Source organism: Nonomuraea sp. NEAU-A123, assembly GCF_018603905.1.
GTDB lineage: Bacteria > Actinomycetota > Actinomycetes > Streptosporangiales > Streptosporangiaceae > Nonomuraea.
On the sequence record NZ_JAHFZZ010000001.1, the window covers coordinates 799,433 to 812,314 of the forward strand.

Consider the following 12,882-nt stretch of genomic DNA (forward strand, 5'->3'; position numbering starts at 1 on the left):
GCGCTTCAGCTTTGATCTACCCTCCGCTACGCTTCACGCTCGGCGTCGTTGATGCCGCATCTCCAGACGCTTCCCCTGTAGGAGAACCCCCCGATGACCCGCACACTGCGCTGTCGCGCCCTCACTCTCGGCGCAGCAGTCGCTCTCACCCTTACCGCCTGTGGTGGGAACAGCGACTCTCCTGAATCGGCCAATAGCAAGGGCTTAGAGAAGACCGTCATCACGGTCGGCGCGCTGCCGATTCCCGACTCTGCATCGATCTATATCGCCAACGCCAAGGGCTTCTTCAAGGAAGAGGGCCTAACGGTCAAGCCCCAGATCATCGCCGGCGGCGCGTCGTCCCTCCCGCAGGTCAAGAACGGCCAGCTGGACATCATGCAGAACAACTACGTCTCGATCTTCGGGGCCGTCAGCCAGGGTGAGAAGCTTAAGGTTGTCGCGGACATGTACCAGGCCGGTCCGAACGCCTTCGCCATCATGGTTCCGAAGGATTCGGCGATCAAAAAGGTCGCTGACCTCAAGGGAAAGACCATCCTGATCAACAACCTCCGGAACGTCGGCACGCTGGCCGTGACGACGCAGCTGAAGGTGGCGGGCCTCACCGAGAAGGACGTCCACTTCGCCGAGAAGCCGTTCCCCGACATGGGCGCCGCGCTCGCGAGCCACCAGGCTGACGCCTGCTGGACCCCCGAGCCGTTCATCACCGCCAACGAGAGCAAGCTGGGCTTCCGCACGCTGGCCGACACCATGACGGGCGAGGCCGAGGACCTGCCGATGGCGGGCTGGATGACCACGGACGAGTGGGTGAAGAAGAACCCGAAGACGATGGCCGCCTTCCAACGGGCGGTCGCCAAGGCGCAGGCCCTCGCATCGAGTAACCGCAAGGAGATCGAAGCGATCCTGCCCACGTACACGAAGATCGACGCGAAGACCGCTTCGGTCATCACGCTGGGCACCTACCCGAGCGCGCTGAGCGCCAACCGGCTGCAAAAAGTGGTCGACCTCATGGTCGAGTACCAATACCTCAAGAGCCCGATCGACGTGAATTCGATCATCGTGGCACCGCCGGCCGGATGACCCGTGCACGACTGCTCCGCGGCGTCATCGGCGCCGCGGGCTTTCTTGTCGTCGGAGAGCTGGTCATCCGGTTCGGGCCGAGCGGCGACCTGATCTTCCCGGCGCCCTCGACCATCCTGTACGAGGCGGTGCGCCTCTTGGCCGACGGAGAGTTCCTGCTGGGAGCGCTCACCACGCTCACGAACTGGGCGCTCGGCCTGCTCATCGCGGTGCTGGTGGGCGTCCCGGCGGGAGTCCTGCTCGGCGCGGTGACCCCGGTGGAGCGCGCCGTCCGGCCCCTGCTCGAGTTCCTGCGGCCCATCCCCTCGGTCGCGATCATCCCGCTGGCGATCCTGCTGATCCCGGTGGATGAGCTGATGAAGGTCTCCGTCATCGTGTACGCGTCCGTCTGGCCGATCTTGATCAACACGTTGTACGGCATGCACGACGTCGATCCGCTGGCCAAGGACTCCCTGCGCAGCTTCGGATTCGGGCGGCTGGCCGTACTCGGCAGGGTGAGCCTGCCGAGTGCCGCGCCCTTCGTCGCGACCGGCATCCGGGTCGCCGCCGGGATCGCGCTGATCATCGCCGTCAGCGCCGAGCTGCTCGCCGGAGGCGTCGCGGGCTTGGGGGTCTTCGTGATCCAGGCGGGAAGCGGGAACAGGACCGACCTCATCATGGCGGCCACCTTCTGGGCCGGCGCATTCGGCCTGCTGGCCAACCTGGCGTTGCAGGCGGCGGAGCGCCGGCTGTTCCACTGGCGCCGAGTGCGGACGGGGGCGGTGTCGTGAAGTCGCTCGCCAGGTCCTGGGTGATCCTTACCGTAATCGTCTTCTGGGAGCTCGTCTCGCGGCGGCTCGCGGACAAGGACTTCCCGCCGCCCACAACGATCGTCGCCCGGATGTACGAGCTGTGGTTCTCCGGCCCGGTAAGACGACTGTTCCTCACGGACGACGCGATGGCCAACATCCTGCCCAGCCTGGGGCGCATGTTCTCCGGCTGGATCCTGGCCTCGCTCATCGGTGTGCTCCTGGGAGTGTTCCTGGGGCGCTCGCGGGTGGCGGCCGACTACGTGAACGCGTTGATCGAGTTCGGCCGCGCCATCCCGCCACCGCTGCTGCTGCCGTTGTTCATCGTGTTGTTCCAGGCGGGCCTGCAGACGCAGCTCGCCGCGATCGTGTCCGGCGTGATCTGGCCGGTGCTGCTCAACTCGATGGACGGGGCCAGGGCGGTGGACCGGACCTACACCGAGACCGCCACCGTCTTCGGGCTGTCGAGGGCGCAGCGCCTGCGCCGGATCGTCATCCCCGCCGCCTCACCCAAGATCTTCGCGGGCCTGCGGCTGAGCCTGTCGCTCGCGCTCATTCTCATGGTGATCTCCGAGCTGTTCGGCGGTACGGACGGCATCGGCTACCAGCTGCTGATCGCGCAGCGCAGCTTCGACGCACCCGGAGTGTGGGCGACGATCGCCCTGCTGGGGACGCTCGGCTTCATCGTGAACTCGCTTTTCGTGCTCGCAGAGCGCCGGTTGCTGGTCTGGCACAGGCAGGCCACCCGGACGCCATGACCTCATCTTGGAAGGGACAACACATGCCACACTCCGACGGCCTCGCCTGGGGAGCGCTTGCCGACATTTCGCGTTTCGCGGCTCTATTGACCATGGCTGAGCTGGGCGTCGCCGACCAGCTGGCGGACGGGCCGCTCGACACCGATGAACTGGCCAGGAGGTGCGGGGCGCACGCCCCCTCGCTCCGCCGGGTTCTGCGTGAGCTGGCGGGCATCGGGGTCGTCCGCAGAGCCGGCGCCGACGGCTACGACCTGACCGACGCGGGCGCCGTGCTCCGCTCCGACGTCCCCGGCTCGATCCGTACCTCGATCCGCATGCTCGGCGAAGAGAGCTTCTGGTACGCGATGGGCAACCTGCCGGACACGGTGCGGAACGGCAGCTCGGCATACGTTGCGAAATACGGCACCTTGTACGAGTATCTGGCGGCAAATCCTGATAAGGGCCGCATGTTTCACACCTACATGACCATCAGGGCCATCCCGTTCACGGAAGGCCTGGTCAAGCGGTACGACTTCGCGGGTGTCGATTCCATGGTGGACGTCGCCGGGGGCAGGGGCCACGTCCTGGCCGCGGTCCTGCACGCCAATCTGGGCATGCGCGGCATCCTCTTCGATCTCGACGAGGTGGCGGACCGGGCCAGGGAACTGCTGGCCGCGGAGGGCCTGGCCGATCGGTGCGAGGTCGTGGTCGGCGACTTCTTCGCCTCGGTGCCGGCGGGCGCGGACGCCTACCTGCTGTCCAGCATCCTGCACAACTGGGACGACGACGACGCCGTACGGATTCTGCGCAGTGTCCGCCGCGCGATGAACCCCGGCAGTCGCGTGCTGGTGCTGGAGGTGGCAGTGCCCGACGACGATGCTCCGCATCTTGGCAAGGACCTCGATCTGCGCATGCTGGCCATCTTCAACGGCGGCCTCGAACGTACCCGGGAGGAGTACGCGAGGCTGTTCCAGGAGGCCGACCTGGAGTTGGCGGAGGTCATCGAGCTGGGCACGGGAGCGAGCCTCATTGAGGCCAGGCCCGCCTGACGCGTAATGCGGCACGGATGGCGGCGGCCTCATCGGCGGCGAAGTGCGGCGTGGCCTTCAGCCAGACCGGGCCCTGATCCGGCCTGGACGGTGCGGCCCCATCGATGGGGTGTCGCATCAGCGGCCCGGCCGCGGGCCGCTGGAGGGCCTCGAACATGGCGCTGACCGTCCGACTCATCTCGCCAATGTGACCAGTCCGCGCGCCATCAGCGACCCAATATCCGCCGGGCCCCTGTCGGCGTGAGCATCGCGCCGACAGGAGAAGAGTGGTCGGTTAGAGGGGGCGCTTGCAGCTCAGGCCGCCGCCGGCGTGGTTGATCAGGTTCTGGTAGACGACGCTCTTGACGATGGGCGTGTTGCTGGTGACGGTCTGCACGGTCTTGCCGTCCCGCTTCAGCTCGAAGACGGGGGTGGTGCCGGGGATCATCGGGACCTTGAACGACACCATGCCGGGCGCGGTGACCTCTTTGGTCTTGACGTCGGTGCCCTGCTTGATGGACAGGGTGCCCGCGGACTTGACGAAGGCGAGCAGTTCGACGTTGTTGGTGGCCGCGTCGCCATAGGGGATGGAGATCGGGCCGATGGTCTGCTTGGTCGCGTCGAACGGTGCGTCGGTGCGGTGGCTGCGGTGGAAGTAGTACAGCGCGTCGCGCTTCACGGTCGGCCACTTGCCGGTCTTGAACCAGGTCGTGTAGTAGGCGATCACGTCAGCGGGGGCGTACCCGCGCTCGACTGACGGCGCCAGCCAGGACTCGGCGTAGTCGTTCCAGGTGAGCAGGGAGACGATGTCCGCACCGCCCTCCTGGGCCTTGACGAACGACTGCCGCAGCGTTTCGCTGTTGGACGGCTCCCAGTACCTCTTGTCACGGGGGCGCACGTCCTCCAGAGCGGCGGGGGCCATATAGAACCTGCCGCGCTTCTTGGCCTCGATGCCCGCCTTGCGGTAGCCGTCGGTGGAACTCTCCCAGCGCACGCCCCAGGAGGAGTAACCGGCCACCGAGTTGTTCCAGTCGGTCTTACCGGAGCCGCTCCAGTCCAGGAAGATCGGCACGAGAGAGGTCTTCATGCCCTCCTTGGCCAGCTTGTCGCGCAGCTCGTCCCACCAGGACGCGGCCTGGCGTTCGGGATAGAACGGAGCCAGCGGGATGGTGCCGTCGGCCAGGTGGTAGAGCGAGGGGTGACCCTTGGCCATGAGGATGTCCGAGATCACCTTGTCCTGCGCGGCGCCCTTGGTGGTCGGGAAGTCCGGGCTCAGCATGATCTGGAAGCCGGGATCGACGGCCTTGGCCGCCGCCAGCATCTTGGGGAACTGGTTGAAGCGCTGGTCGGAGGCCGAGGTGTGGTGCTCGTAGATGAAACCGTCGAGCCCCATCGCGATGGCCTGACGTACCTCTACCTCGAAGTCGGCCTGCCGCCACTCGCTGCCCGAACGCGCCGGCCTGGTCAGCGGTCGGTCACGAGTCTGCCCGCCCTGCGCGGCGTACATGCCGTTGGAGCCGGCCGGGTCCAGCCAGGAGGCCCACTGGTCCTTGGCCGGGTCCTTGTTGTCGACCGACAACGGGTAGGGCGGGAAGTAGAAGGCGAAGACCTTCTTGTCATAGGTACGCAGCGTGGACGCCGACGGCTTGTCGAAGGGCAGGCACTCCGTCCCGGCCGCCGTGGGGGTCGCGGTCGGGCTCGCGCTGCTGGTGGGCGTGGCGCTGGCGCTGGCGCTGGCGGTCGGGGTGGCCGAAGGTGATGGGGTTGCAGTGCCCAGCGTGTACGTGACCTTCAGGCTCGGGCCCTTGCCCGAGGTGCGCGAGGAGTACAGCACTGCCACCGGCCCCTTGGCTGACATCAGGCCGAAGGAGTACTTCCCGTTGCCGGTCCAGGCGGCGGAGACGTCCAGCTCGGCCACCTTGTTCGCGGTGAAGCCGGTGTGGGTGGTCAGCGCGCTGCCGAACGTGGGGCGGGAGTTCCACGACGTGGTGCTCTGGGACCAGGTGCCGGTGACCTTGTGCGCCGACACCGTGGTGTCGGTCGTTCTGCTGGCGCGTACCTGCAGGGTCAGGCGGACGTTCTGCGCATTGTTCGGGATGCCGGAAACGGTGAAACCGGTCAGTGCCTTGCGCTCGGCGTTCGTGGCGTCATTGCACGTCTTCACGCATACCGAGAGCCATTCGGCCGTGCTGTAGACCGTGCCGGGAGCCGCCTGACTGACGAAGACGTCGTCGGTCGCCTTGACCACGACGTCCACCGGGACGGCTTGAACGGACGCCTGCGCCGCGTTCACGGGTGCGGCGCAGGCCAGCGCGGCCAGGATGGCTAACGCCATGCGTTTTGGATGAGTGAACAAGACTCTCCGTTCAGATTTTGACAAGCTTGATCACCATAGCCATGACATAAGGGGCAAAAGGGGCGTTCGCCAGCACTCCCCTTAACCGATCTATGGTGAGCCCCAGACCTGGCGCGCGGATCCCGCTCAGAGCGGCGGGTGGAGCCTGCCAGCCGCCGGGCGAGCTCTTCCAGCGCCGACCGGGTGGCAGCCTGACCAGTTACCCGCCGAGGAGGCTCCGGCGTCGAGGGCGATCTGGATCCCGGTCCCGGTGTTGTACCGGCTGCCCCGTACCTTCACGAGGCGGACGGCGAGGCCGCCCCAGAAGGTGAACCTGCCGTCCACCTGGAACGGGACGTCGACCTCGGCCGGCTCTTCGTCGAGGGCGAGGGGTGACGCCGCGGGCGGTGTCGAACCGCCCGCGGCTCTATCGGGTCACTGGACGGTGATCTTGTCCACTTCGACGGTGATCCCCTTGACCTGCGGGGTCGAGGTGGCCGTCGTCACGTTGCCGACGCCGGGGCTGACCCCCTTGATCTTCATCGAGTAGGTCAGGGTGCCTCCGGGGGCGCCGGGCGTGCTCGTGACGACCAGGTCCTCGGTGGGCGGACCGCTGATCTGGGCGCCCGCCGTACCCTCGTCGTTCTCCGCGCCCACGGTCAGGCCGGCGCCGGCGGGGGCGTCACCCGGCAGGTTGGCCGGGTCGTAGGCGTAGCTGATGTCCTCCACGCCGTTGAGCCCGATCCACTGCTGGAACACCTTGGTGCTGGTCGTGCCGAAGATGTTCACCCGCCACTCCAGCACCAGCCAGGTGCTGACGCCGTCGGTCAGTGTCGCGGCGAAGACACCGGGGGCGCCGGTGCCGTCGAGGTCGGTCCAGTAGGAGGCGAGCACGGCGTTCGGTCGTGCCGGGTCGGGCAGCGTCTGCGGGAGGAACGCGATGTCGTCGGCTCCGTTGGTGCCGCCGGCCACGCTGTAGCCGTTGGAGACCACGCCGATCCTGTTGTAGGTCTTCCCGGCGAAGGTGAAGGCGGGCACCGTGAAGTTCAGCGCCTGCTCGTCCCCGATCGGGATCGGTGTGATGCCGAAGGCGTCCAGCGGAATGTATCCGGCCGGACCCTGACCCGGTGCGATGGTCGGTTTGTCGGGTTGCTTGGCGGCCAGGGTCGCCTTGGTCGTCGCGATCTGGGTGCCGACCTTGGTGGCCCCTGTCACGCTGTTCAGCCGAAGGCGCGCGTCAAGTGTGCTGAGCGCGGTCACCTCGGCGGCGGCCAGGCTGTTGTTCTGCACGGTGACCGTACAGGTGGACTCGCCGGTGTTCCTCGGGATGGTGGACGGCGCGCAGGTCTGGTCGACCGGTACGATGCCTTCCTGGCGGAAGAAGGCCACCGGCAGGTGCAGCGCACGCGAGCCGCCGACCTGCCTGAGGTCCACCTGGCCGAAGTACTGCCCGTCGGGCAGATCCGGCGCGGTGATGATCACGTTCAGCTTGGCGCTCTTGCCCGGCGCGACGGTGAAGCGCGCCGGCAGCACCGTGATGTTGGCGCCGCTGACGCTCGTGCCCGAGGCGGTGAACGTGAGCGTCTTGTTGGTGGTGTTCGTGACCGTGCGCTTGGCGTTGATGATGCCGGGCATGGTCGGCGCGTTGACCGAGGGCAGGTTGAGATCGATCCGGTTGAGCGGGTCGGCGGCCGAGGCGACGAAGTTGGCCGCGCTCTCGTCCAGGGTCAGTCCGGGGTCACCGGCCTTGGTCAGGTCGATGCGCCCGCCGCCCATGTCGAACGGGTCCGCGGCGGTGGTGCGGTCCGGCTTGGTGACCCCGGTCTTGGCCGTGGTCTCCAGGGCCGACTTCACCTGTCCCGGGGTCCAGGTCGGGTGCAGCGCGAACACGAGCGCGGCCGAGCCGGTCACGTGCGGCGCCGACATGGAGGTGCCTTGGATGACCTGGTAGAGGTTGCCGGGCGGCCCTTCGAGCGGTGACTCGGGGGTCGGGGTCATGCCCGCCAGGATGTGCAGTCCGGGCGCGGTGACGTCCGGCTTGAGGAAGTCGCCGCCGGGACCGCGCGAGGAGAAGTACGTCATCACGTCGCCCTGCCAGCTCGCCTTGACTCCCTGGGTGAACGACGCGGTCGCGCCCGGATGCGCGGTCAGGAAGCTCAGCAGGATGTCGGTGTCGGGCTTGTCGACGTGCACCGACGGGATCCAGTGGGCGTCGGTGAAGACGTCGAACGGGAAGGCGTTGTAGAGGATCATCCCGGCGGCGCCGCCCTGCCGGACGTTGAAGCTCTTCAGCACCCGGTTCGGGCCGCGTTCGCAGGCGACGATCTTCCCGGTGAAGATCCCGGCCGGGGCCGGGGTGTCACACAGCGCGTTGGAGTACGGGGGAGCGGACGCCAGCACCACGGGCAGCGGCGAGGCGATCCCCGAGGTGATGGACGCGCCCTTGATCGTCGCCGTCGCGCCGCCACCGGACAGTGTGACCGTGGACTGGAACGTTCTGGTCTGCGTGGACGCGGCCACCGTGGTCACCCACGGGCTGCGGTGGTCGGTGGTGTTGGCGCCGGGCCCCGAGTTGCCCGCCGACGCCGAGACCAGCACGCCCGCCGCGTACGCGTCGAGGAAGGCCAGCTCGACCGGGTCGCTGTACGGGTCGCTGCCACCGGAGATCGAGAAGTTGATGACGCGGACACCGTCCAGGATGGCACGTGCCACTGCCTGTGCCGCGTCGGACGGGAAGCAGCCCTCCGCGCCGCACACCTTGTAGACCGAGACCTCGGCGGCGGGCGCGATGCCGTGGATCGGGCCGCGGCTGATCCCCAGCGGGTTCGCGTCGGCCACCGGGCCGCCGGCCGACGTGGTGGCGGTGTGGGTGCCGTGGCCGTTGGAGTCACGGGCGCTGTCGGGATAGACCTCGCCGCCGAAGACCGCGTTGTAGGTCTCCAGGAACGGCTGCCCGCCGATCAGCTTGTTGTTGCAGGTGAAGGGATCGCTGGCCGGGGTCAGCGGGTTGTCGCCGAAGTTACAGACCCGGGCCGTGCCGTCCTTGGTCGGACCGGGGGCCGGCAGGCCGCTGGGGGCGGCGAACTGGGGGTGCTCGGGCCAGGCGCCGGAGTCCAGCACGCCCACGATCACGCCCTTGCCCGAGGAGTTGCTGCCGCCGAGCTGGCTGTAGATGGTGTCGGCGCCGATGAACTGCGGGCTGGAGTCGGTGAGGAGCTGCTGGGGCTTGTCCTCCTGTACGGCGACCGCGCCAGGCAGCTTCAGCACCTCGGCCACCTTGTTGCCCGGAATCCTGAGCGCGATGCCGCCGTAGACCGTCCTGACCCGCTGGCCCACGACGGCCCCGGGGACCTTGCTCGCCAGCCCGCCCAGGAACTCCTTCTCAACGCTCTCGATGTGCTGGCCGTACTTCTTGGCCTCGGCGCTTCTGGTGTCAAGAGCCTTTCCGGTGACGGCGGGACTGGTGCCCGGCAGGCCGGGCAGTCCGCCCCGGTAGGCGGCGAGCGAGTCGTAGTCCAGTTTGACCATGATGTTGATCGGCGCCGGCGAGGTGACCCGGAGCAGCGCCTGGTCGCTCTTGGCCAGCTTGCCCGTCGGGGACTTGGCGCCCTCGACAAGCTGGGCGCCGGTGATGGGAGTGGCCTGCCACTTCGCGTTCGAGGGAGACGGCGTGGGCGTGGCCCGCGCCGCGGCGGGGCTCATGACCACCACCATGCTCAACCCAATGGCCACCGAGGCGAACCGCCGCGCGCGCGATAAGCGGGAACTGGATAACACAAGATCCTCCTCGTCGAGGGGCTGCACGGACTCACCACGCCGCCCAGGAGGCATCAGGTCACCCTGCGTCGAGGCACACCGGAGAGATCACTGAACCCTCCCCGGTGGGTGACGAGCTGAAGGGCCGCCCTTGTGGGGCGGCTCGGTTTCCGACCGGAGTGTAACCAGCGATCACGCGGCCGAGAACCCTATCGAGTTGCCAGAATCCTGCCGACAATCCAGCACATTTCACGATTTGCTACTCGTACGGCTCCACAGGCTGGTCGATCTTCGTGACGTCGGTCGCGGACATGTCGGGGATCACGTAGCCGTTGGGGATCTTGCCCTTCCACGGGATCCACTCGCCGGTGACCTGGACCCAGGAGTTCTCCCGTGGCGCGGGGACGCCCTGGACCGCGACCTTCAGGGCGAGGGCGTCGGCGGCGCAGCAGCTGATCTGCATTCGGGTGACGTACCAGCGGTTCTTCTTCTTCGACGGCACTACGAAGCCGGTCAGCCTGACCTGCCGGCCCGCGAGCGACGTACCGGCCGGATCGTAGGCGCGCCCGATGAACTCACCGAGCGCCAGCTCGGGCACGCCGCCGGAGAGCTGCCGGTAGGCCACCGGGGTGGGCGGGCGCGGCGCGGGCGCGTCGTCCTCGCTCCCCGCCGCGAACGAGCCCAACGCGGGGGGCGCGACCAGCACGATGGCGAACACGGGCACGGCCAGCAGCCAAGCCACCCGCGGCCCGTGACTGTGCCCGTGTTCGTGCCCGTGCTCGCTGGGGTCACGCCACTGCCGGACAAGAGCCACCAGAGCGAGGCCCACCAGCACCACCCCGGCCCCGATGATCAATGGCCGGAAGCCCGGTTTGACGTAGTTGACGTACGTTCCGGAGAAGGCGGAGATGTTCAGCAGCGCGCCGCCGAGGATCAGCAGCATCAGGCTCTGCGTCTGGCGTTTCACAGCAGCACCCACCCCGTGACGAAGCTGACGCCGATCGCCAGCGTCAGTGTGAGCGGCACGAACCGCCAGGCGAAGGCCCGCCCGAACGTCCCCGCCTGCAACGCGATCAGTTTCAGGTCGACCATCGGCCCCACCACCAGGAAGGCGAGCTTGGCCGTGGGCGAGAAAGCGGTCAGCGAGGCGGCCACGAACGCGTCGGCCTCCGAGCAGATCGACAGCAGCACCGCCAGCAGCGCCAGCACCAGCACCGACACCACCGGAACGCCGGCCACGGAGGTGAGCCATGAGCGGGGGACCACCACGTTCAGAGTCGCCGCGGTCAGCCCGCCGATGACCAGGAACCCGCCGGTATGCAGCAGGTCATGGCACATCGCGTCCAGAAAGGCGCCCCCCTTGCCCTGCCCGGGCGCCGCCGTACGACGAGGTACCGGCAGCCACTCGCTACGCCCGAACCGCGCCCAGATCCAACCGGCCAGCACCGCCACCGTCAGCGATGCGCCGAACCGCGCGACCACCATCGCGGGATCACCGGGGAAGGCCACCGCGGTGGCCACCAGCACGACCGGATTGATCGCCGGCGAGGCGAGCAGAAACGCCAGCGCCGCCGCCGGCTCCACACCCCGCGCCATCAACCCGGAGGCTACCGGCACCGAGGCGCACTCACACCCGGGCAGCACCGCGCCCGCCACCCCGGCCACCGGCACCGCCGCGTAGGTCTTGCGCGGCAGAGCCCTGGTCCAGAACGAGGCGGGCACGAACGCGGTGATCGCCGCCGACAACGCCACCCCGAACACCAGGAACGGCAGCGCTTGCACGCACACCGCGACGAAGATGGTGGCCCACGTCTGCAGCGCCGGCGCCGTCAGATACGGAGCCAGCAGAACTCGGCCGGCCACGAGGAGCGCGACCAGGAAAACGAACGACCACGGCAGCCACGACTCACGGGCAGGCCCGCGCCCCCACGTGTCCGGCGGCAGCTGGTCCTCTGCCCCGGGCCAATCCAGCGGGGTTCCCTGCGTCATGGCCCTCCCTGCCCAGCACTTGGTCCAGATGACACGCGGCAGCAGAGTAGCGGGTTTTGTCACGACTCTTGCGAGAAGCCGGAATTGACCACTGGCCAGTTTGCGTCGTGGAGCGTCCAGTCATTCGACGGTCAACGGCCTTTTGTAGTCACTCCGCACCGGGAATCCGGTGAGCTCGGCCAGCCGTGCGGCATCCATGAACTTCGTCCCCGAGGGCGTCGCGACCACGCACACCGTCCACCCATCCGCCTGAGCGTGGCCGACCAAGGCCGGCAACTGCGCGGCGGGACGCCCCCACAGGCGATCAGATACAGAACTGGCTCACCGCGCGTCATACGACACCATCTCCCGGCTACAACAATCACTCTTAGTCATCAACGAATAACCTTGTGCAAGGTTACTGTGGTCCGAGTCGAACCCTACGTTCCAAGCCCGAGGTCGTGCCATGGTGACCGAGCATGGAGATCAAGGTGAGGCGGACCTGCGCATCGGCCTTGCGGGTCAGCCGCCGGCGCGGATGAGCCCGTGTTCGTAAGCGTAAACGACGGCCTGGACGCGGTCGCGGAGGGCGAGTTTGGTGAGCATCCGGGCGACATGCGTCTTGATGGTGGCTTCGCTGACGTACAGCCGGGCCGCGATCTCGGCGTTGGACAGGCCGCGCGCGACCAGGTGCAGGACTTCCAGCTCGCGTGCGGTCAAGGTGGCTACCTGCGCCGGCGCGGGCAGTGGTGCGGGAGTGCGGGCGAACTCCTCGATCACCCGCCGGGTGACGGCCGGGTCGAGCAGCCCCTCGCCGGAGGCGACGACACGGATGGCGTGGACGAGCTCTTCCGGGGGCGCGTTCTTGAGCAGGAAGCCGCTCGCCCCGGCGCGCAGCGCCTCGTACACGTAGGAGTCGATGTCGAAGGTGGTCAGGACGATGACGCGGGTCGGCGGCGGGGTGTCGGTGAAGAGGCGGTGGGTGGCCCGGATGCCGTCCAGCTTGGGCATGCGGATGTCCATGAGCGTCACATCCGGGCGGAGCCGGCGTGCCTCGGTCACCGCGCTGGGCCCGTCACCGGCCTCGCCGACCACCTGGATGTCGGGCTCCGCCGAGATGATCAGGCGCAGCCCGGCACGTATCATCTGCTGGTCGTCGGCCAGGAGCACGCGGATGGTCACCAGGACACCAT

Annotated in this window: 10 protein-coding genes; 4 read left to right on the forward strand and 6 right to left on the reverse strand. The window is 68.1% G+C overall.

The annotated features are described in order from the left end of the window. The first annotated feature begins 93 nt into the window (after positions 1–93). From KLK06_RS03655 to KLK06_RS03670, 4 genes are all read left to right on the forward strand, one after another. A complete protein-coding gene (locus KLK06_RS03655) occupies positions 94–1,077 on the forward strand; it encodes an ABC transporter substrate-binding protein (protein ID WP_214633811.1) in 984 nt (327 codons plus the stop codon). Beyond that, positions 1,074–1,847 carry an ABC transporter permease gene (locus KLK06_RS03660; RefSeq protein WP_214633812.1) on the forward strand — a complete coding sequence of 258 codons (774 nt, stop codon included), beginning with the start codon at positions 1,074–1,076 and terminating at the stop codon, positions 1,845–1,847. Before KLK06_RS03655 ends, KLK06_RS03660 begins: the two co-directional genes overlap by 4 nt. Positions 1,848–1,867: 20 nt before the next feature. Further along, positions 1,868–2,623 carry an ABC transporter permease gene (locus tag KLK06_RS03665; protein ID WP_308168084.1) on the forward strand — a complete coding sequence of 252 codons (756 nt, stop codon included), beginning with the start codon at positions 1,868–1,870 and terminating at the stop codon, positions 2,621–2,623. 92 nt (positions 2,624–2,715) lie between these two features. Next, complete coding sequence (locus KLK06_RS03670; RefSeq protein WP_250904772.1) at positions 2,716–3,651, forward strand: acetylserotonin O-methyltransferase; 936 nt, start codon at positions 2,716–2,718, stop codon at positions 3,649–3,651. On the opposite strand, the gene KLK06_RS03675 is transcribed toward KLK06_RS03670, so the two are convergent. The 6 genes from KLK06_RS03675 to KLK06_RS03700 form a co-directional block, all read right to left on the reverse strand. Next, a complete protein-coding gene (locus KLK06_RS03675; protein ID WP_214633815.1) occupies positions 3,629–3,829 on the reverse strand; it encodes a hypothetical protein in 201 nt (66 codons plus the stop codon). The genes KLK06_RS03670 and KLK06_RS03675 overlap by 23 nt on opposite strands. A gap of 96 nt (positions 3,830–3,925) precedes the next feature. Next, positions 3,926–5,965: an endo-1,3-alpha-glucanase family glycosylhydrolase gene (locus tag KLK06_RS03680; RefSeq protein WP_214633816.1), complete on the reverse strand. Its 2,040-nt coding sequence runs from the start codon at positions 5,963–5,965 to the stop codon at positions 3,926–3,928. A gap of 435 nt (positions 5,966–6,400) precedes the next feature. Further along, complete coding sequence (locus KLK06_RS61285) at positions 6,401–9,667, reverse strand: S8 family serine peptidase (RefSeq protein WP_284734861.1); 3,267 nt, start codon at positions 9,665–9,667, stop codon at positions 6,401–6,403. A gap of 313 nt (positions 9,668–9,980) precedes the next feature. Further along, positions 9,981–10,688: a TIGR03943 family protein gene (locus KLK06_RS03690; protein ID WP_214633818.1), complete on the reverse strand. Its 708-nt coding sequence runs from the start codon at positions 10,686–10,688 to the stop codon at positions 9,981–9,983. Further along, a complete protein-coding gene (locus tag KLK06_RS03695; protein ID WP_214633819.1) occupies positions 10,685–11,710 on the reverse strand; it encodes a permease in 1,026 nt (341 codons plus the stop codon). Before KLK06_RS03695 ends, KLK06_RS03690 begins: the two co-directional genes overlap by 4 nt. Positions 11,711–12,211: 501 nt before the next feature. Next, positions 12,212–12,871: a response regulator transcription factor gene (locus tag KLK06_RS03700; protein WP_214633820.1), complete on the reverse strand. Its 660-nt coding sequence runs from the start codon at positions 12,869–12,871 to the stop codon at positions 12,212–12,214. Positions 12,872–12,882 lie beyond the last annotated feature (11 nt).